This is a genomic window from Halomonas sp. MS1 (genome assembly GCF_024182575.1).
Lineage (GTDB): Bacteria > Pseudomonadota > Gammaproteobacteria > Pseudomonadales > Halomonadaceae > Vreelandella.
In genome coordinates this window covers 1,980,549-2,001,472 of sequence record NZ_CP098926.1, presented here as the reverse complement: position 1 = coordinate 2,001,472, position 20,924 = coordinate 1,980,549, and the positions used below count along the sequence as shown (strand labels likewise).

The following is a 20,924-nucleotide window of genomic DNA, read 5'->3' as shown; positions in this document are numbered from 1 at the left end:
ACAGGAAGCGCGTATCCGGTTTTCATTATCACTGCGACCAGACCCCTTGGGTGTTATAGGGTCAAGCCTCACGGGCCATTAGTACACGTTAGCTCAACGCCTTGCAGCGCTTCCACACCGTGCCTATCAACCAGCTGGTCTCGCTGGGCCCTTCAGGAGGCTCTAGGCCTCAGGGATGTCTCATCTTGAAGGGGGCTTCCCGCTTAGATGCTTTCAGCGGTTATCCCGTCCGCACATAGCTACCCGGCAATGCCACTGGCGTGACAACCGGAACACCAGAGGTGCGTCCACTCCGGTCCTCTCGTACTAGGAGCAGCCCTTCTCAAACATCCAACGCCCACGGCAGATAGGGACCGAACTGTCTCACGACGTTCTAAACCCAGCTCGCGTACCACTTTAAATGGCGAACAGCCATACCCTTGGGACCGACTTCAGCCCCAGGATGTGATGAGCCGACATCGAGGTGCCAAACACCGCCGTCGATGTGAACTCTTGGGCGGTATCAGCCTGTTATCCCCGGAGTACCTTTTATCCGTTGAGCGATGGCCCTTCCATACAGAACCACCGGATCACTAGAACCTGCTTTCGCACCTGCTCGACGTGTCTGTCTCGCAGTCAAGCACCCTTATGCTCTTGCACTCACTGCACGATGTCCGACCGTGCTGAGGGTACCTTCGTGCTCCTCCGTTACTCTTTGGGAGGAGACCGCCCCAGTCAAACTACCCACCACACACTGTCCTCGATCCGGATAACGGACCTGAGTGAGAACGCCAATGATGCCAGGCTGGTATTTCAAGGTTGGCTCCCCTCGAACTGGCGTCCGAGATTCAAAGCCTCCCAGCTATCCTACACAGGCAACATCAGCGTCCAGTGTGAAGCTATAGTAAAGGTTCACGGGGTCTTTCCGTCTAGCCGCGGGTACACCGCATCTTCACGGCGATTTCAATTTCACTGAGTCTCGGGTGGAGACAGCGTGGCCATCATTACGCCATTCGTGCAGGTCGGAACTTACCCGACAAGGAATTTCGCTACCTTAGGACCGTTATAGTTACGGCCGCCGTTTACCGGGGCTTCAATCAAGAGCTTCGGACGAATCCTAACACCATCATTTAACCTTCCGGCACCGGGCAGGCGTCACACCCTATACGTCCGCTTGCGCGTTAGCAGAGTGCTGTGTTTTTACTAAACAGTTGCAGCCACCTGGTATCTTCGACCGGTTCGGGCTTAGAGAGCAAGTCTCGTCACCCTACGCCGGCGTGCCTTCTCCCGAAGTTACGGCACCATTTTGCCTAGTTCCTTCACCCGAGTTCTCTCAAGCGCCTTGGGATTCTCACCCTGACCACCTGTGTCGGTTTGGGGTACGGTCGCACATGATCTGAAGCTTAGAGGCTTTTCCTGGAAGCGTGGCATCAATGACTTCCTGACCGTAGTCAGTTCGTTTCGTGTCTCGGCCTTAAAGGGTCCCGGATTTACCTAAGACCCAAGCCTACTCACTTTCACCAGGACAACCAACGCCTGGCTCACCTAGCCTTCTCCGTCCCCCCATCGCAATCATGTCCGGTACAGGAATATTGACCTGTTTCCCATCGACTACGCCTTTCGGCCTCGCCTTAGGGGCCGACTCACTCTGCTCCGATTAGCGTCGAACAGAAACCCTTGGTCTTCCGGCGAGGGAGTTTTTCACTCCCTTTATCGTTACTCATGTCAGCATTCGCACTCGTGATACCTCCAGCAGACTTCTCAATCCACCTTCATTGGCTTACACGACGCTCCTCTACCGCTCACACCTAAGTGTGAACCCGTAGCTTCGGTACCTGGTTTAGCCCCGTTACATCTTCCGCGCAGGCCGACTCGACTAGTGAGCTATTACGCTTTCTTTAAAGGATGGCTGCTTCTAAGCCAACCTCCTAGCTGTCTGAGCCTTCCCACATCGTTTCCCACTTAACCAGGATTTCGGGACCTTAGCTGACGGTCTGGGTTGTTTCCCTTTTCACGACGGACGTTAGCACCCGCCGTGTGTCTCCCACGCTTGCACTCACCGGTATTCGGAGTTTGCCTCGGGTTGGTAAGTCGGGATGACCCCCTAGCCGAAACAGTGCTCTACCCCCGGCGGTGATACGTGAGGCGCTACCTAAATAGCTTTCGAGGAGAACCAGCTATCTCCGAGCTTGATTAGCCTTTCACTCCGATCCACAAGTCATCCAAATCTTTTTCAACAGATCCTGGTTCGGGCCTCCAGTTGATGTTACTCAACCTTCACCCTGCTCATGGATAGATCGCTCGGTTTCGGGTCTATATCCAGCGACTGTGTCGCCCAGTTAAGACTCGGTTTCCCTACGGCTCCCCTAAACGGTTAACCTCGCCACTGAATATAAGTCGCTGACCCATTATACAAAAGGTACGCAGTCACAGAACAAGTCTGCTCCTACTGCTTGTACGCACACGGTTTCAGGATCTATTTCACTCCCCTCTCCGGGGTTCTTTTCGCCTTTCCCTCACGGTACTGGTTCACTATCGGTCAGCCAGGAGTATTTAGCCTTGGAGGATGGTCCCCCCGTCTTCAGTCAAGGTTTCTCGTGCCCCGACCTACTCGATTTCACATGATCAGATTTTCGACTACGGGGCTATCACCCACTATGGCCGCGCTTCCCAGCGCATTCGCCTAATCAGTCACATGCTTAAGGGCTGGTCCCCGTTCGCTCGCCGCTACTAGGGGAATCTCGGTTGATTTCTTTTCCTCAGGGTACTTAGATGTTTCAGTTCCCCTGGTTCGCCTCTTACGCCTATATATTCAGCGCAAGATACTCATCTTATGATGAGTGGGTTTCCCCATTCAGAAATGCCCGGGTCACAGGTTGTTTGCCACCTCGCCGAGCCTTATCGCAGGCTTCCACGTCTTTCATCGCCTCTGGCTGCCTAGGCATCCACCGTGTGCGCTTCATTGCTTGACCCTATAACCCGAAGGAGTCTGGTATCTCGCAATGATAACGATTGCCGGATACGCTTGAGACGTATCACAAAACAATTACGTATAAACGTTTTAAAACGTTTATGTCAGCATGATATACATTGTTAAAGAGCGACTGTTCGATGAACAGTGATAAGGCAACGCAGTCTCAGCGTTTGACTTATCAATGGTCACAAAACATCAACAAACGGTTGGTAAAATACAACATAATGGTGGAGCCAAGCGGGATCGAACCGCTGACCTCCTGCGTGCAAGGCAGGCGCTCTCCCAGCTGAGCTATGGCCCCATTTTTTTTGCTGACCTAACCTCTTGCCATTAATTTCTGTGAGACAAGGCAAAATGCAACGACGTATAGCCTGCTATACGAGGAGCATTTTAACGCAGTATCACAGGAATTTGGTGGGTCTGGGCAGACTTGAACTGCCGACCTCACCCTTATCAGGGGTGCGCTCTAACCAACTGAGCTACAGACCCAAGAGGGGATCGTGCTTAAACCGTTTGCTCTATTATCTGATCAGGTAATTCATTGTGAGCGCTTACCGCGAGGGATGATGCATCGTTTAAGGAGGTGATCCAGCCGCAGGTTCCCCTACGGCTACCTTGTTACGACTTCACCCCAGTCATGAACCACACCGTGGTGATCGCTTTCCCGAAGGTTAAGCTAACCACTTCTGGTGCAGTCCACTCCCATGGTGTGACGGGCGGTGTGTACAAGGCCCGGGAACGTATTCACCGTGACATTCTGATTCACGATTACTAGCGATTCCGACTTCACGGAGTCGAGTTGCAGACTCCGATCCGGACTGAGACCGGCTTTTCGGGATTAGCTGACTCTCGCGAGCTCGCAACCCTTTGTACCGGCCATTGTAGCACGTGTGTAGCCCTACTCGTAAGGGCCATGATGACTTGACGTCGTCCCCACCTTCCTCCGGTTTGTCACCGGCAGTCTCCTTAGAGTTCCCGGCATTACCCGCTGGCAAATAAGGACAAGGGTTGCGCTCGTTACGGGACTTAACCCAACATTTCACAACACGAGCTGACGACAGCCATGCAGCACCTGTCTCTGCGTTCCCGAAGGCACCAAGTGATCTCTCACAAGTTCGCAGGATGTCAAGAGTAGGTAAGGTTCTTCGCGTTGCATCGAATTAAACCACATGCTCCACCGCTTGTGCGGGCCCCCGTCAATTCATTTGAGTTTTAACCTTGCGGCCGTACTCCCCAGGCGGTCGACTTATCGCGTTAACTTCGCCACAAAGTGCGCTAGGCACCCAACGGCTGGTCGACATCGTTTACGGCGTGGACTACCAGGGTATCTAATCCTGTTTGCTACCCACGCTTTCGCACCTCAGTGTCAGTGTCAGTCCAGAAGGCCGCCTTCGCCACTGGTATTCCTCCCGATCTCTACGCATTTCACCGCTACACCGGGAATTCTACCTTCCTCTCCTGCACTCTAGCTTGACAGTTCCGGATGCCGTTCCCAGGTTGAGCCCGGGGCTTTCACAACCGGCTTATCAAGCCACCTACGCGCGCTTTACGCCCAGTAATTCCGATTAACGCTTGCACCCTCCGTATTACCGCGGCTGCTGGCACGGAGTTAGCCGGTGCTTCTTCTGCGAGTGATGTCTTTCCTAATGGGTATTAACCACTAGGCGTTCTTCCTCGCTGAAAGTGCTTTACAACCCGAGGGCCTTCTTCACACACGCGGCATGGCTGGATCAGGCTTTCGCCCATTGTCCAATATTCCCCACTGCTGCCTCCCGTAGGAGTTCGGGCCGTGTCTCAGTCCCGATGTGGCTGATCATCCTCTCAGACCAGCTACGGATCGTTGCCTTGGTGAGCCATTACCTCACCAACTAGCTAATCCGACATAGGCTCATCCAATAGCGAGAGCCGAAGCCCCCTTTCTCCCGTAGGACGTATGCGGTATTAGCCTGGGTTTCCCCAGGTTATCCCCCACTATCGGGCAGATTCCTATGCATTACTCACCCGTCCGCCGCTCGTCAGCGGGTAGCAAGCTACCCCTGTTACCGCTCGACTTGCATGTGTTAGGCCTGCCGCCAGCGTTCAATCTGAGCCATGATCAAACTCTTCAGTTTAAAATCATTGTGATACTTACTCGTCACTCGAAAACGTGATGTTTACGAACAACAAAAGCGCATCAAACTTGGCTCAAGGTTCAAACGAATTCATTCAAACTTTCGTTCTCATGACCGCTTGCCTTGATATTTGGTGATTTATCACCCTCATCGGCAAGCGCCCACATGAATTACCTGATCAAATTGTTAAAGAGCTGTTTTCGCTGCTGAACTTCCGAAGAAGTAACTGGCCAACCGATGAACTGGCTTGCCTCAGCGAGGAAGGCGTATTCTACGCATTTCCTGGTGTTTGTCAATCACTGTTTTAAGTGAGTGAAGCGAGTGAGCGAAGAAAGCGAGATAACGTTGCTTTCTGGCGTGGCTCGTTTCAAAAAGCGCTGGAAGACATCGAAGCATGTTGCTGCTGAGTTCTTCTAACCCTCTGACAAACCGAAGGTTTTCACCTTCAATCACCGCTGGTAACGCTGTGCGTCCCCGGCAGCGGATGCGTACTTTACGGATTCGCTGCCGTTTTGGCAAGTGGTTTTTTGAGAAAGTTATCGAAAACGTTAGGTAAGCGTCACACGAGCATAACGTTTCTTACCTGCCTGGATAACGTAGGCGCTACCCGTAGCCAACATCGTGTCTTGGGCAACAACATCCCCATCGACTTTTACACTACCGTTTTTCAACATGTCTTTGGCTTGCGCACTGTTCTTGGTCAGACCGGAGCGATTGAGTACTGCCGCGATAGGCGCCTGCTCATTACCTTCGAAATCTACTTCTACTTCAGGTAGGTCTTCCGGCAACTCACCTTCCGCTAGCTGATTACCCGCCGACTTGTGTGCATTGGCGGCAGCTTCATCGCCGTGGTAACGGGCAATAAGCTCACGGGCTAGCTCCATTTTCACGTCACGCGGATTAGCCCCCGCCTCAACGCTCTGCTTGAGCGCATCGATCTCTTCGTTGGATTTCAAAGAGAGCAGCTCAAAGTAACGCCACATTAAGCTATCGGGCATAGACACTAGCTTATTGAACATAGAGCCCGGCGCTTCATCGACACCAACATAGTTGCCCAACGACTTGGACATTTTCTGCACGCCGTCCAGGCCTTCGAGCAGCGGCATGGTGATCACGACCTGAGGCTCTTGGCCGAAGTGCTTTTGAATTTCTCGGCCCATCAACAGGTTAAATTTCTGATCGGTCCCACCTAACTCAACATCCGCCTCAAGCGCGACTGAGTCGTAGCCTTGGACGAGCGGGTAGAGAAACTCGTGGATCGCGATAGATTGGTTAGCTTTATAACGCTTTTCAAAGTCATCACGCTCAAGCATCCGCGCGACCGTGCTTTGCGCTGCCAACTCAATCATTTTAGCGGCGCTTAATTCACCAAACCATTCGGCGTTAAAGCGCACCTCGGTCTTTTCGGGATCGAGGATTTTAAACACCTGCTCTTTATAGGTTTCAGCGTTGGCTTTTACGTCGGCCTCGGTGAGCGGTTTACGAGTAACGTTTTTGCCAGTGGGGTCACCGATACGACCAGTGAAATCACCGATTAGGAAAATAACGGTATGTCCGAGATCCTGGAACTGGCGCATTTTCGTCAGCAGCACACTATGCCCAAGGTGCAAATCAGGTGCTGTCGGATCAAACCCTGCTTTAATACGCAGCTTACGGCCAGACGCCAGCTTTTTCTTCAGCTCATCCTCTACCAGGATTTCATGCGTGCCTCGCGACAGTAGCGCTAACGCCTGATCCACCTCACTCATTGCCTCTCTCTCCATGTAATATGTGCCATATAGGCGTCAGATATCGAATAACCGGCGATGTTACCATGCCCTATCGCCTTGGTTGAGCCTTCACTACGTTTTGGATGAGCCGCTTTATGAAAACGCCCCACCCTACCTTACCGTCGTACTATGTTGGCTTAATGTCGGGCACCAGCCTGGACGGCATTGATGCGGCGTTGGTCGCTATAACGCCGCACTCGCCACCGGAGCTCATTGCTACGCATGCGTCGCCCATGCCTCAGTCGCTTCATAACCTACTGCTGAACTTGTGTCATGCCGAGCAAGTGAGCTTTGCTGAGCTGGCAGCGGCCGAAACCGAATTTTGCCAGCTACAGGCAAACGCTGTGAAAGCACTGCTGGCTCAGCAACAGATCTCAGCAGCGCAAATTAGTGCTATTGGTAGCCATGGACAAACAATCGAGCATGCTCCCAGCGGCCACCACGGCGGCCCTGCCTATACACTACAGCTGGACAACCCCAGCCTGTTGGCCGAATTAACCGGCTGCACGGTGGTGGCTGATTTTCGCCGACGAGACTTAGCCGCGGGTGGTCAGGCAGCGCCGCTTGCACCAGCGTTTCATCAAGCCCTTTTTGGTCGCCAGACAAGCGAGCAGCTTGTTTTAAACCTAGGAGGCTTTGCGAATCTGACGTGGCTACCCAGCGATACCAGCATTCCCTCCATTGGCTTTGATACAGGACCCGCCAATGTGCTGTTAGATGCTTGGTTCTCAAAGCATCACGACGGACGCTTTGACCAAAATGGTACGTGGGCCTCTCGCGGACAGGTCGATCAAGCGCTACTAAAACGCCTGCTAAACGAGCCGTTTTTTCATCAACCGCCGCCGCGCAGCACCGGGCGCGAACTATTTCACTTGGCCTGGCTAGAAAACAAGCTAACGGGCAACGAAACGGCTTGCGATGTGCAAACCACGTTAGCGGAACTGACCGCGATAAGCGTTGCCCAGGGCATTCAGCAATTGTCCGCGACCCACGATAGCATGACCTTAATTGCGTGCGGCGGCGGTGCACATAACAGCTATTTAATGGCGAGGCTAGCGGCGCATTTGCCCCATGCGACGTTTAAGTCTCCCGCCGACTTAGGCTGGCCCGAAGACTGGATTGAAGCAGGCGCTTTTGCCTGGCTCGCCCATCAACGTTTACATGGCCTGCCCGGCAACTTACCTTCCGTCACTGGTGCCAGTGGCCCAAGAGTTCTGGGTGGCATTTACGCCTGCTGATTGACACCAACGCTTCCCATGGCGGGTAGATTAAGTCAACGGCTAACACCATCAGCACGTATCATAGGTGGAAGCCCAGCAGAAAGGTGCTGATTAGATGCATTCTGCTTTGCCGAGAACACCAGCAGTTCGGTAATATCCATCTCTCTTTTCCCAGCAGTGGTAAGGTGCTTGAGTATGACAGACATCGCGCTTCCCGAGTCACTCGCCCAGGCCCGCGAACGCCTGAGTAACGCATTAAAAAAGGCTGAACGCCCACTCGATAGCGCAACGCTGCTAGCCGTTAGTAAAACAAAGCCCGCTTCCATGATTCGCCAAGCCTGGCAGCATGGGCAGCGTGAATTCGGCGAAAACTATCTGCAAGAAGCACTGGAAAAACAAGCCGAACTGGCCGACTTAGACGGTATTGTGTGGCATTTTATTGGCCCACTACAGTCCAACAAAACCCGCGCAGCGGCAGAAAGCTTCGCTTGGGTACATAGCGTTGACCGCTTAAAAATAGCCAAACGGCTTAGCGAACAACGCCCGGAACACTTACCACCACTCAACATTTGTTTGCAGGTCAATATTAGCCACGAGGCTTCTAAGTCGGGCGTCATGCCCGATGAGGTAATGGCACTAGCGAAAGAAGTGGCCGCCCTGCCACGGCTGTGTCTACGTGGACTCATGGCGATTCCGGCCCCGGCCAACAGCCTTGCAGAACAGCGGGCGCCGCTTGCGGCCTTGCGACAACTTTTGGAAACCCTTCAGACAGCGCTCCCGGATGCCCCTCTGGATACGCTATCGATGGGGATGAGCGACGATTTAGAAGCCGCTGTTTTAGAGGGCGCAACGCTGGTACGTTTAGGAACGGCGATTTTTGGCGCACGCACCACTCAACACGCGACTCAGTAACACTGCTAATTGAAGAGCGTAAAGACGACTGACAGCCCATGCTGCCCGATGCAGCTTTTTTACCCAATAAGGATACCCACATGGCGAGCAAGATTACCTTCATTGGCGCAGGCAATATGGCCAGCGCCATTATCGGCGGCCTCATCGATAGTGGTGTGTCTCCTAGCGACATCACGGCCACCGCACCTAATGAAAGCGAGCTAGCGCCTTTAGCAGCACGCTTAGGAATTAACACAAACACCGATAATAACGCCGCCGTCGAAGACGCCGACGTGGTCGTACTGGCGGTAAAACCCCAGATTATGCGCAGCGTATGCGAAGCGATGCGGGATAACGTACAACAGCAATCACCGCTGATTATTTCGATCGCGGCAGGCCTCGATGCCGCCACCATTGATCAATGGCTAGGCGGTAATAATGCGTTAGTTCGTTGCATGCCCAACACGCCTGCATTGGTCGGCATCGGTGCCAGCGGCTTATATGCCAATAGCGCGGTGAGCGAGGAGCAACGCACGCTAGCAACACAGCTTATGGAAGCGGTTGGCATTGTGGAGTGGGTTGAAGAAGAGGGCCTGCTTGATGCGGTAACTGCGGTATCAGGCAGTGCGCCAGCTTACTTCTTTCTAATGTTTGAGGCGATGGAAGAAGCCGCTGTCAAACTAGGCTTGCCTGCCGCCACGGCGCGACGCTTGGCCATTCAAACGGCGCTAGGTGCCGCCACTATGGCCCAGCGCAGTGACAAAGACCCGGCCACACTTAAACAAAATGTTATGTCACCAGGCGGCACAACAGAACGCGCGATTCAGCACATGGAAGATGCGCAACTACGCGCCACCATCGCCGACGCCATGCAGGCCTGTGCCCAGCGCGCAGAAGCAATGTCCAAGGAACTTAGCGCCAACTAAATACGTAACTTTGCAACGGAGAGGCCGCAATGGGTAGTCAAGTGGGCAGTGCCGGGTTAATGCTTGTTAACTCGTTAATCAATATTTATTTATTCTTACTGATGCTGCGCTTTTTGTTGCAGGCATCGCGGGCGGATTATTACAACCCGCTTAGCCAATCAGTGGTTAAAATCACCCAGCCTGTTGTGGGGCTATTTCAGGGCTTCTTAGGTCCCGTCGCTGGGCGCTTTGACCTTGCCACGCTGGCCGCGGGTTTTGTGCTGAAAGTGGTTAGCATGCTGGCAATTTTCATGGTGATTGGCGTTGGCATGCCGCCCATTCCAGGACTACTGATTGCGGGCATTGCGGCACTGGCTAACGCCATATTAAAGATCTATTTCTTTGCCATGATTGTGATGATTATTCTGAGCTGGGTCGCCCCGAATGCTAGCCACCCAGGTGCTTTGCTGGTCATGCAGCTAGTCGAGCCCATTATGGCGCCTGTTCGGAAAGTCATTCCGCCACTCGGCATGATCGATTTATCACCCATCGTGGTGTTTATTGCGATTAATTTGGTGGATGGCTTAGTAGTGGGGGCTTTGATCCGCGCTGCGGGTATCTCTGGCGCACTGGTTGGGCTGTAACCGCGCAATATTCCCCAGGGCCTCTTTTTAGCAGGATTTATTTTTTGCAGGACTAGCGCTTTCGATGCCTGATTCAGACACTTTCACTTTCGTTGACCGGCCGGCGGACTCCGTTGGCCTCGTCACCCCCCATGTAGCGAAATTTGATACGCCGCTGCCGCTTGCTTGTGGCAAGGTGCTGCCTGAGTACGAGCTTATCTACGAAACCTACGGCACGTTAAACGCTGAGCGTAGTAACGCTGTGTTGATCTGCCATGCGTTATCGGGACACCACCATGCAGCGGGCTATCACGGTGACGAAGACCGCAAACCTGGCTGGTGGGATGCTCATATCGGCCCCGGAAAATCTATCGATACCAACCGTTTTTTTGTGGTATCGCTAAACAATCTGGGCGGCTGCCATGGCAGCACAGGCCCTGTTAGCCACAACCCTGAAACCGGCCGCCAGTGGGGGCCTGATTTCCCCATGGTCACTGTCAGTGACTGGGTAGCCAGCCAAGCGCGCCTAGCCGATCAACTGGGCATTGAGCGTTGGGCCGCAGCAGTGGGCGGTAGCCTGGGTGGTATGCAGGTGCTGCAGTGGACAATGACTTACCCTGAGCGTGTCGCCAATGCGGTAGTAATTGCCGCCACCCCCCGGCTCTCCGCCCAGAACATTGCCTTTAACGAAGTGGCTCGTCAGGCGATTCGCTCTGACCCTGAGTTCTTCGGCGGTTGGTATGCAGAGCACGAGACGGTCCCCAAGCGTGGTTTGAAACTGGCACGCATGGTGGGCCACATCACCTACCTCTCCGAAGATGCAATGGGCAGTAAGTTTGGCCGCGATTTGCGCAGCAACGATTTGAACTTTGGGTTTGATGTCGAGTTCCAGGTTGAGTCTTATCTGCGCTATCAGGGCGATACCTTCTCCACCGCCTTTGACGCTAACACCTACCTGTTAATGACCAAGGCCCTTGACTACTTCGATCCCGCAGCCACTCAAGCAGGCGACCTAGCCAGCGCACTAGCACCAGCAAAGTGCCCTTTTCTGGTTGTTAGTTTTACCACTGACTGGCGTTTCCCACCTTCTCGCTCTCGAGAACTCGTCGACGCGCTCACCCGCGCTGGCAAATCGGTTAGCTATGCCAATATCGACTCTCCTCACGGGCATGATGCTTTCTTACTGCCCGAGCCACGTTACCACGCTCTGTTCAGCGCATTTATGACTCGCATCGCCCGAGAGCTGAATATCGAAGAAACAGCCAGGGAGGAGACCCTGTAATGCGTGCGGATCTTGAACTGATTTACGACTGGGTGCCCCAAGGGGCTCACGTGCTGGATTTAGCCTGCGGTGATGGTGCTCTGCTTGAGCGCTTAGCGCAGGAGAAAAATGTTACCGGCTACGGTTTAGAGATCGACCCCGACGGTATTACCCAGTGTGTCGCCAGGGGCGTGAACGTTATTGAGCATAACCTGGATGATGGCTTGGGTAGTTTCTGCGACAACAGCTATGATCAAGTCATTATGACCCAAGCGCTTCAGGCGCTACGCCGCCCAGATAAAATGCTTGATGAAATGTTACGCGTCGCCGAGGAAGGCATTATCACCTTTCCTAATTTTGCTTATTGGCGACACCGAATTCATCTTGGCCTACGTGGCTATATGCCGGTCTCTAAATCGCTACCCCATGCCTGGTATGACACACCCAACATCCACCTTTCTACCTTTAACGACTTCGAGCATCTGTGCCGTGAAAAAGGGTTGGTGATTGTTGATCGCGCGGTAGGGGTTGGCGATCACAAAGGGCACTGGACATCCAAGTGGTGGCCCAACTTGTTCGGTGAAATTGCTATTTTTAGAGTGCGCCGTCGCTAATTTATTTTACGTTAACTCGCCATATCGACCCATAAGAGGAGACCTGCCATGGTTTATCGAGCGTTACGCAGAACAACCCTGCTTACTACGCTGCTTTGCTCACTGCTCCTCGCCACACAAGCGGTAGCTGAGCAGCTAGTACGGATAGGCGACTATGAGATCCATTACAGTGCTGTGGCCACCAGCTTCCTCACCCCTGAAGTTGCCCAAGCGCACGGAATTCAGCGCAGTGCAGGTCTCGGATTGGTTAATGTAAGCGTACGCGAACGCCAAGAGGACGGCAGCACCCGTGCCGTTAACGCTAGCGTACAAGGCCACGTGACAGGCCTCACCGACGCCCAAGAGTCGCTAAGCTTTCGTACTGTGCACGATGGTGATGCCACTTATCACTTGGCCACCTTCGCCCTGCGCCACGACGAGCCCACACGTTTTAACTTGGACGTTCGCTACGACCGCAATGCCAGTCCCGAGCGGGTCAGTTTTATTCAGCGTTTTTATATCGAGCGTTAAATTCGCACCGGTAGCGGTCGTGCTAATCGCACCGCTACCGGCGCTCCTGCCTGCCAATCTAGCGTAATACCGTAAGCCAACACCTCAACCCCAGCATCTACTGCTGCGGCTAACGCCGCCGCATAGATGGGATCGATGTGGGCCGCTGGGGCTACATCGTGAATACCTTCATGGGCGACACAAAACAGCAGCACGGCCCTTTCGCCCTGCTCGGCCAGCGCGGTTAATGCATGCAAATGCTTGGTGCCCCTCACGCTGACCGAGTCAGGAAAATAACCATGCCCATCGGCTTCTTTAAGGGTGACTTGCTTAACTTCAATAAAAACCTCGCCCTTATCAGGATCACTCAGCCGGAAATCGAGCCTTGCGTCACTGATCTTCACTTCCCGCTTGAGCGTTTGATAGCCTGCCAATGGCACAATATCACCGGCTAAAATAGCCTCCTCCACGATGCGGTTGGCGCGGCCAGTGTGGACAGAAGCCAGCGCCAAGGCGCCATCTGATTGTGGCAACTCAATCCATTCCCAGGTCCAGGCCAGCTTGCGCTTGGGATTATCACTCCGTGACAGCCACACTCGACAACCGGGCACATTCACCGCCTTCATCGAGCCCGTGTTGGGGCAATGGGCAATGACTTCCTCGCCACTCTCCAACCGTACATCGGCTAAAAAGCGTTTATAACGACGCAGCAACACCCCAGACACCAACTCAGGATAGGTCGTCATAGTCGGCTCACGAAACGGCCAATGCGCTCTACGGCCTCCTGCAACCGTTCAACGCTGTTAGTAAAGGCAATGCGCACATGGTGTTCGCCGCCCTCCAGCGCAAAATCAATGCCCGGAGTAATTGCCACGTTCTCCTCGACCAGCAACCGCTCACAGAATGCCTGGCTATCTCGGCTGTAATGGGAAATATCCAACCACAGATAAAAAGCCCCTTGAGGTGGCAGGTCCGGGGCAAGCCCCAACTGCGCTAGCCCATCCAACAACACTTGGCGTCGCTGCTTGAGCGTCGATCTACGCGCTTCCAAAATATCTCGACACTCTGGAGTGAAAGCGGCCAACGCCGCATGCTGGGAAGGCGTAGGCGCGGCAAGGAAGACGTTTTGCGCCAGCCTAGTAAGCGGCTCGACGGCATGTTCAGGCGCCACCAACCAGCCCAAGCGCCAGCCTGTCATGCCGAAATATTTAGAGAAACTGTTCACCACGAAGGCCTGGTCAGAAAGCGATGTCGCCGATAGTGGTGCATCGTCATAATTCAAGCCTTGGTAAATCTCATCGACAATCACGTCACCGCCTTTCGCAGCTACCGTGTTGATGACCGCGTTTAGCGCCTCAGCGCCTAACGTATGTCCCGTAGGGTTAGACGGGGAAGCCAGCATGGCTAAACTCGTTTTAGCTTGCCAGTGCTGTTCAATTAACGGCGCCGTTAACTGCCAACCGCTTTGGCGCCCTACGGGAATGGCATCAATGTCTGCGCCAGCTAGGGCCATAAAGTGACGATTACACGGATAGTTGGGATCGGCCATCAAAACACGGTCGCCTTCTTCGACCAGTAATTGGCTAGCCAGCAGCAGCGCTCCAGAGGCCCCTGGCGTTACCAAAATACGTGAGGGGTCAACGGTGGCGTTAAAATGCTCGGCGTAATGTCTTGAAATCGCCTCCCGCAGCGACGCTAGGCCTGCCGCAGGTGTATAGCGCGTTTTGCCTGTTGCCAACGCTTGCTGGCCTGCTGCTACAATCGGTGCCGGCGTCGCGAAATCAGGTTCGCCGACCTCTAGGTGAATCACATCGTGGCCTTCGGCCTCTCGAGCCTGGGCCATTTCCAATAGATGCATCACGCGAAAAGGTGCAACGTGATTTACACGTGAATTCCAAGCCATAACGGTTCCTTCACTAAATGGTAGAGAAATCATGACGCAGGTCGTTGAAGAGGCAAGACCATGGTCGAAAATGCGCTATTATGCTTGCATAGCGCGCATTTTTCAGCTAAACAAGCATCCCTTTGGCGTGAGATCGTGACACACACTCATGGTCGATCAGCAGTCACATACGTAAGGGGCACTCCCATGCCAGTAGCGGAAAAGAAACCGGAAGCGTCCAAGTCCTTCACCCCGTATGAGCCAGCACCGGGCGAAGAGTATATGAACGAGAAGCAGCTCGCGCACTTCCGCCAGCTCCTTCTAGACTGGAAACAAGATCTCATGGAAGAGGTGGATCGTACCGTACGCCACCTACAGGAAGACGCTAATAACTACGCTGACCCCGCTGACCGCGCCACTCAAGAAGAGGGCTTCAGCCTGGAGCTGCGTACTCGGGATCGCGAACGCAAGTTGCTGAAAAAGATTAACGAAACCATCGAAAAAATCGATGAAGACGACTACGGCTTTTGTGAAGCCTGCGGCGTTGAAATCGGCATTCGCCGCCTTGAAGCCCGCCCCACGGCAACGCTGTGCGTGGACTGTAAAACGCTGGCAGAGCTTAAAGAGAAACAGCTCGGTGGCTAACCATCGGCGCGCATACGCTGCAAGCTGCTAGTTTGTTACAAGCTAAAGCGTCCAACGGGCACCCTTGAGGTGCCCGTTTTTGTTTGTCATCTTGTATTTATCGCTGTACTTATCATCGTAGTTAATCGCTGGCGCTATTTGAACAATTGATTCGGGCTGTCATGACCCATACCACGCACTACCGAGGACGTTTCGCTCCTACACCGTCAGGGCCACTGCATCTTGGCTCGCTAGTCGCCGCCCTAGGCAGCTATTTAGACGCCCGCGCTGCTGGCGGGCAGTGGCTGGTGCGCATTGAAGATATCGACCCGCCCCGCTGCCCTGAAGGCGCTGCTGATACAATTCTGCGTCAGCTTGACGCCTTTGGGCTTCATTGGGATGAAGAAGTCCGCTGGCAGCATCACCGTGATGAGGCTTATCAGCAGGCGCTCGACCAACTGGCTACCCAAGGTTTGGCTTACCCGTGTAGCTGTTCGAGAAAACAGTGGCAAGCGTTTTCAATCTATCCCGGCTGGTGCCGCGAGAGCGTTCGTGATGCCACAAAGCCGGTTGCCTGGCGGCTGCGCAGCGACCTGGCAAAGCGCCCTATTACTTGGCAGGATCGGCTTTTTGGTTGCCAACAGTTCGATCCTGCCGTTTTGGGCGATGTTGTGCTTAAGCGCAAAGATCAGCTTTGGGCCTATCAGCTCGCCGTCGTAGTGGATGATGCTGATCAAGGCATAACCGACATTGTGCGCGGTTATGACCTGCTGGATAACACGCCCTGGCAAGGCCAGTTGCAGCAAGCGCTTGGCTTATCAACTCCCCGCTATCTACATTTACCGCTCGTGGTTACTCAAGAGGGTCAAAAGCTTTCTAAGCAAAACCTGGCCCCTGCATTAGCCGAAGACGCCGACGGCATTCGCCAACAGCTGTTTCAAGCACTGCAACTACTCGATCAGGCTCCACCTGACACGCTGGTTCAAGAGCCACCCGAAACGCAACTAAACTGGGCAATAGCACATTGGTCTGTTGAAAAGCTTGTCGCTACCACCCACCGCCGCTATCAATCAGAGTCTTAATATGTACGTTTATCGCATACTGCTGTTCTTGGTGTTTGGCGGCTATTTGCTTTCGCCGTTACTGATGGACGGCTGGGGAGATCCAAGCGTTGCCTGGTATCGCCCATTTGCTATTTGGGGCGGCCTGATCGCGCTAACGCTATGGCTTGAGCAAAAAAGGAAGTTAGATGAGCGTTGAGCTTTTAGGAGTAGTACTGCTAGGCCTAGGCTATCTTGCCTTACTGTTTGCCTGCGGCATGGCCGTTGAGCGTGGCTGGGTGCCCGTGCGCATTACGCGCCACCCTATTGTGTACACCCTGGCGCTGGGCGTATACGCCAGCGCGTGGGCAATCTATGGCAGTGTGGAGCTTGCGGCGAAAGCAGGCTTTGGCTACCTGGCATATTACCTCGGTGCAGCCGGGGCTTTTCTGCTGGCCCCCGTACTGCTGGTGCCCATACAACGCATTACTCGTACCTACCAGCTCTCTTCACTGGCGGATCTATTTGCGTTTCGCTACCGATCCCGCTGGGCAGGCACTCTGGTAACGTTAATCAGCCTGCTAGCCGTGATGCCACTGCTGGGTATTCAGGTGCAAACCTTAAGCGATGCGGTCTACTTGCTCACCGGCAGCCGCTATAGCGCGGCGGCCACCCTGCTGTTTTGCGGTGTGATCGCAGGCTGTGCGGTGTTGTTTGGCGCACGCCACAGCCACCGACATCGTCACGATACGCTACTCAGCGTGATTGCTTTTGAATCGATCATTAAACTACTGGCGATGCTTGGGCTAGGTGCCATTGCACTGTGGTGGGTATTTGATGGGCCTCACGGATTACAGCAGTGGTTAGAAGGGCCTGGAGCCGCAGCCCAAGCCGCAACGCCACAATTTGAAGCCCCCCAATGGCGCACGCTGCTACTGCTGTTCTTTGCGGCCGCTTTCATGATGCCGCATCTGTTTCAGATTACCTTTGCAGAAAGCCTTTCTCGCCACACCCTGCTCCAAGCCAGTTGGACATTACCGCTATTTTTGCTACTGATGGCACTGCCAGTACCGTTGATTTGGTGGGCTGCACAATCGACAAACGAGACGGTTCCCGTCGCAGCCTACGCTGCCTTCTTGATGTCAGAGCATTGGTGGGTGGGAGCGCTAGCCTTCATCGGTGGCCTAGCCGCCGCCAGTGGCACCATGATGATGATCGCGCTGGCTCTTTCAGGCATGGTGCTAAACCACGTGGTGCTAGTGGCTCGCCCCCCGGAGGCGCGTAGCGATTTATACGGCTGGCTGCTCTGGCTACGTCGCGGTTTAGTCGTCGCTGTGATTGCGGGCGGGTGGCTATTTGCGGAAAGCGTCGGTCGCTACCATTCACTGACAAACTTGGGGCTCGCTGCATTTGTAGGCATGGCACAGTGCCTGCCTGGCATGCTGGCGTTGCTGTACTGGCCCGGCGCGAACCGCAAGGGCATGATCGCCGGGCTAATGAGCGGCATCATCATTTGGCTGTGGGGCCTATGGTTGCCGCTTTTGCTTGATCTCCCCATGCTCTCGCTGCCCCTCACCCCTCTGATGTCTGCGGATGCGCCCATTTGGTATAACGTTACGCTTGTTTCTTTAGCGGTTAACATTTTACTGCTCCTCATTGTGTCGTTATTTACCCGCATCTCAGAAGGAGAACGCTCTGCGGCCGAAGCATGCTCCGTAGATGCGGTCATTCGTTCAAAACGCCTACCACTGGAAGCAGCTACGGCGGGAGACTTCCCTGCTTATCTTGCCCAAGCGTTGGGCGATGAGGCTGCCAGCCGTGAAGTTGACCGCGCACTGGCAGCGCTAAACCTGACACCTCAGGAGCGCCGTCCCTATGCACTGCGCCGCCTGCGCGACCGAATCCAGGCGAACCTATCCGGTTTAATGGGGCCTTCAGTTGCGCGAGATATTGTTGATCGTTACTTGCCCTACCGCCACGACGACGCACCGGTCACTGACGATATTCATTTTGTTGAAAGCCGCCTTGAAGCTTACCGCTCTAGGCTCACTGGGCTGGCTCGGGAACTGGATGGCTTGCGCCGCCATCACCGGCAAACGCTAGCCTACTTGCCCGTAGGCTTGTGCGTGCTAGGCGACGATGATGAGCTGTTAATGTGGAATGAGGCGCTTTCATCACTCTCCGGGATTAGCGGCGATAGCGTGATTGGCTCACGCCGAGATAGCCTGCCCCCACCCTGGCCCAATTTGCTCGGTAGCGTACTCAACGCCAGCCATACGCCGTTGTATAAACAAGCTGTGTCACTACATGGCAAGGATTACTTCCTCACCCTGCACAAAGCGGTGTTAAGCGGACACGACAGCCGTGGCGGCAGCGTGATTTTGGTAGAAGACCATACTGAAATGAAGTGGCTAGAAGAGGAACTTGTCCACGCAGCGCGTTTGGCATCCATAGGGCAACTTGCGGCAGGCGTGGCACATGAAATAGGCAACCCTATCACGGGCATTTCGTCACTGGCCCAAAATTTGCGCTACGATACCGATGACCCAGCGCTGCTGGAAACGGCTGACCAAATTCAACAGTTAACCCAACGAGTCACCAAGATTGTTAACTCGCTGGTCGGTTTTGCCCACGGTGGCCGTCAGACCCTGCCACTGCCTGCATCCCCCGCCTCGCTCTCTACCGTTAGCGAAGACGCGCTGCACTTGATCCATTTAGCGCGCTCGGGGGAGGATGTAAGCTTTACCAATGACTGTCCGGATGACATCGTGGTGCGTGGCGATGCTCAGCGATTAACCCAGGTCATGGTCAACTTACTGAGCAATGCCAAAGACGCTTGCGACGCTCAGGGCACGGTTCATATTGAAGCAGGCAAACAGGCAAGCCATGCTTGGTGGCGAGTCACCGATGATGGCCACGGCATTGACCCAAGCGTGAAGCATCGCCTTTTCGAGCCGTTCACCACGACCAAGCCTGCGGGTCAAGGAACGGGGCTTGGGCTCTCGTTGGCCTACCAAATTATCAATGAGCACCAAGGCAAAATAGAGGTTGCGTCACCACCTCCAGGAAAGCCTCGCGGCACTGCCATCACGCTTTGGCTACCGCTTTACCAACAGGATGATCACCTACCTCATGCCCAGGATACTGATTGTTGAAGATGAAGCGATTATTCGCAGCGCTTTAAAGCGTTTACTCGAACGTCACAGCTATACCGTCAGCGAAGCGGGCAGCGCAGAAGAAGCACGTGAGCTGGCGCCTAGCGAGTTTGATCTAGTCATTAGCGACCTGCGACTGCCAGGCGATCCTGGCACCGCCCTAATTGAGGCCGCAGCCCCCGCGCCGGTACTGATAATGACCAGCTATGCCAGCATGCGCTCGGCAGTCGACGCGCTTAAGCAAGGGGCTGTGGACTATGTTGCTAAACCATTTGATCACACCGAGCTTTTAGAAACCGTCGAACGCATTCTGCATAAGCAGTCGATGCAGCAAGGCACACCTCCGGATATCACCGATGAAGGAGGTGGGCGTCAAACGATGATCGGCAATTGCACGGCTATGCAGCAGGTTTACACGCGCATTCGCAAAACAGCCCCGGCAGACGTTACCGTGCTAATTCAAGGAGAATCCGGCACAGGTAAAGAGCTCGTTGCTCGGGCCATTCATCAGCAAAGCAAACGCGCCAAAGCACCGCTGATTTGTGTGAACTGCGCGGCAATACCTGAGACGCTGATCGAGTCAGAGCTTTTTGGACATGAGAAAGGAGCGTTTACCGGTGCTAGCGCTGCCCGAACCGGGTTAGTGGAAGCCGCCGACGGTGGCACCCTGTTTTTAGATGAAATCGGCGAGTTACCATTGGATGCCCAGGCGCGACTGTTACGCGTACTCCAGGAAGGTGAAATCCGCAAAATTGGCTCCGTCGAAACACGCCATGTGGACGTTCGCCTGATCGCCGCCACCCATAGGGACTTGCGCGCTCTGTCAAAAAGCGGGGAATTCCGACTAGATCTCTACTATCGCCTCAACGTTATGCAGATTGAACTGCCTCCGCTGCGCGACCGTGAAGAAGACGTATTGAAGATAGCCGATATCCTGTTAGATAAAGCCTGCAAACGTCATGATCGCCAAGGGCTTCGTTTGTCACGGGCTTCCCGACAGGACCTACGCGACTACCCTTGGCCTGGTAACGTACGCGAGCTTGAGAATGCACTGGAGAGGGGCGTAATTCTAGCTGAGGGGCATTTGATTCACCCTGACGACCTAGGCCTTGGCCCTGTTACCAATCGACCTCACTCTTCTGCAGGTAACAGCTCCGCATTAGCCAATGAATCATCAGCGCCAAGTGGCGATGACGACGACCTCTCTCTTGAGGACTATTTTCAGCATTTTGTGCTGGAACATCAGGATCAAATGAGTGAAACCGAGTTAGCCCAAAAACTGGGAATTAGCCGTAAAAATTTATGGGAGCGGCGCCAGCGCCTAGGCATCCCACGTAAAAAAACCGCACGCCGCCCCAATTAGGTGGCGGCAATACCTATGATTAGC

15 protein-coding genes, 2 tRNA genes, 2 rRNA genes and 1 pseudogene are annotated in these 20,924 nt (G+C 54.2%); 12 read left to right on the top strand and 8 right to left on the bottom strand.

The features are described from left to right. Positions 1-57: 57 nt before the first annotated feature. The 5 genes from NF683_RS09070 to tyrS form a co-directional block, all read right to left on the bottom strand. A 23S ribosomal RNA gene (locus NF683_RS09070) occupies positions 58-2,951 on the bottom strand. A gap of 227 nt (positions 2,952-3,178) precedes the next feature. After that, positions 3,179-3,254: transfer RNA gene (locus NF683_RS09065), tRNA-Ala, on the bottom strand. A gap of 111 nt (positions 3,255-3,365) precedes the next feature. Beyond that, positions 3,366-3,442, bottom strand: a tRNA-Ile gene (locus NF683_RS09060). A gap of 87 nt (positions 3,443-3,529) precedes the next feature. Next, a 16S ribosomal RNA gene (locus NF683_RS09055) occupies positions 3,530-5,064 on the bottom strand. The 16S and 23S rRNA genes sit together here with 2 tRNA genes alongside, the layout of an rRNA operon. 548 nt (positions 5,065-5,612) lie before the next feature. Further along, positions 5,613-6,812 (bottom strand): tyrosine--tRNA ligase, encoded by a 1,200-nt coding sequence (tyrS, locus tag NF683_RS09050; RefSeq protein WP_089039896.1) that lies wholly within the window; start codon positions 6,810-6,812, stop codon positions 5,613-5,615. A 116-nt stretch (positions 6,813-6,928) separates the two neighbouring features. Here tyrS and NF683_RS09045 point away from each other — a divergent pair, with 116 nt between their 5' ends. Beyond that, a complete protein-coding gene (locus tag NF683_RS09045) occupies positions 6,929-8,071 on the top strand; it encodes an anhydro-N-acetylmuramic acid kinase (RefSeq protein WP_253921783.1) in 1,143 nt (380 codons plus the stop codon). 38 nt (positions 8,072-8,109) lie between these two features. On the opposite strand, the pseudogene NF683_RS09040 reads toward NF683_RS09045, so the two are convergent. Further along, positions 8,110-8,214, bottom strand: a pseudogene (locus tag NF683_RS09040) (twitching motility protein PilT); the annotation flags it as partial. 34 nt (positions 8,215-8,248) lie between these two features. Between NF683_RS09040 and NF683_RS09035 the strand changes: the two are divergent. The 6 genes from NF683_RS09035 to NF683_RS09010 all read left to right on the top strand — a co-directional run bounded on the left by NF683_RS09035 (position 8,249) and on the right by NF683_RS09010 (position 12,857). After that, complete coding sequence (locus NF683_RS09035) at positions 8,249-8,965, top strand: YggS family pyridoxal phosphate-dependent enzyme (protein ID WP_089039898.1); 717 nt, start codon at positions 8,249-8,251, stop codon at positions 8,963-8,965. Between the two features lie 80 nt (positions 8,966-9,045). After that, positions 9,046-9,870, top strand: coding sequence for a pyrroline-5-carboxylate reductase (gene proC, locus NF683_RS09030; protein ID WP_089039899.1), 825 nt, complete (start codon positions 9,046-9,048; stop codon positions 9,868-9,870). Positions 9,871-9,899: 29 nt separating this feature from the next. After that, the gene (locus NF683_RS09025) at positions 9,900-10,493 is read left to right on the top strand and encodes a YggT family protein (RefSeq protein ID WP_089039900.1); all 594 of its coding nucleotides are present in this window, start codon (positions 9,900-9,902) and stop codon (positions 10,491-10,493) included. A 64-nt stretch (positions 10,494-10,557) separates the two neighbouring features. Next, complete coding sequence (gene metX / locus NF683_RS09020) at positions 10,558-11,754, top strand: homoserine O-succinyltransferase MetX (RefSeq protein ID WP_089039901.1); 1,197 nt, start codon at positions 10,558-10,560, stop codon at positions 11,752-11,754. Then, the gene (metW, locus tag NF683_RS09015; RefSeq protein ID WP_038480763.1) at positions 11,754-12,347 is read left to right on the top strand and encodes a methionine biosynthesis protein MetW; all 594 of its coding nucleotides are present in this window, start codon (positions 11,754-11,756) and stop codon (positions 12,345-12,347) included. The genes metX and metW overlap by 1 nt, the downstream gene beginning before the upstream one ends. Positions 12,348-12,395: 48 nt before the next feature. After that, positions 12,396-12,857, top strand: a complete 462-nt coding sequence (locus tag NF683_RS09010) for a DUF4426 domain-containing protein (RefSeq protein WP_089039902.1) — start codon at positions 12,396-12,398, stop codon at positions 12,855-12,857. Here NF683_RS09010 and sfsA read toward each other — a convergent pair. Together sfsA and NF683_RS09000 are read right to left on the bottom strand one after the other, a co-directional pair. After that, the gene (sfsA, locus tag NF683_RS09005) at positions 12,854-13,582 is read right to left on the bottom strand and encodes a DNA/RNA nuclease SfsA (protein ID WP_089039903.1); all 729 of its coding nucleotides are present in this window, start codon (positions 13,580-13,582) and stop codon (positions 12,854-12,856) included. The two genes, NF683_RS09010 and sfsA, sit on opposite strands and share 4 nt — an antisense overlap. Beyond that, complete coding sequence (locus NF683_RS09000) at positions 13,579-14,739, bottom strand: aminotransferase class I/II-fold pyridoxal phosphate-dependent enzyme (protein ID WP_089039904.1); 1,161 nt, start codon at positions 14,737-14,739, stop codon at positions 13,579-13,581. Before NF683_RS09000 ends, sfsA begins: the two co-directional genes overlap by 4 nt. 186 nt (positions 14,740-14,925) lie before the next feature. Here NF683_RS09000 and dksA point away from each other — a divergent pair, with 186 nt between their 5' ends. The 5 genes from dksA to NF683_RS08975 all read left to right on the top strand — a co-directional run bounded on the left by dksA (position 14,926) and on the right by NF683_RS08975 (position 20,900). Then, entirely contained in the window at positions 14,926-15,363 is a 438-nt protein-coding gene (dksA, locus tag NF683_RS08995; protein WP_009723720.1) for an RNA polymerase-binding protein DksA, read from the top strand. 161 nt (positions 15,364-15,524) lie between these two features. Then, positions 15,525-16,424: a tRNA glutamyl-Q(34) synthetase GluQRS gene (gene gluQRS, locus NF683_RS08990; protein ID WP_089039905.1), complete on the top strand. Its 900-nt coding sequence runs from the start codon at positions 15,525-15,527 to the stop codon at positions 16,422-16,424. A gap of 1 nt (position 16,425) precedes the next feature. Then, positions 16,426-16,602, top strand: a complete 177-nt coding sequence (locus NF683_RS08985) for a hypothetical protein (protein ID WP_009723722.1) — start codon at positions 16,426-16,428, stop codon at positions 16,600-16,602. Further along, positions 16,592-19,537 (top strand): ATP-binding protein, encoded by a 2,946-nt coding sequence (locus NF683_RS08980; protein WP_089039906.1) that lies wholly within the window; start codon positions 16,592-16,594, stop codon positions 19,535-19,537. Before NF683_RS08985 ends, NF683_RS08980 begins: the two co-directional genes overlap by 11 nt. Then, on the top strand, positions 19,515-20,900 hold the full coding sequence (locus NF683_RS08975; RefSeq protein WP_089039907.1) for a sigma-54-dependent transcriptional regulator: 1,386 nt from the start codon (positions 19,515-19,517) through the stop codon (positions 20,898-20,900). Before NF683_RS08980 ends, NF683_RS08975 begins: the two co-directional genes overlap by 23 nt. The last annotated feature ends 24 nt before the right edge of the window (positions 20,901-20,924 follow it).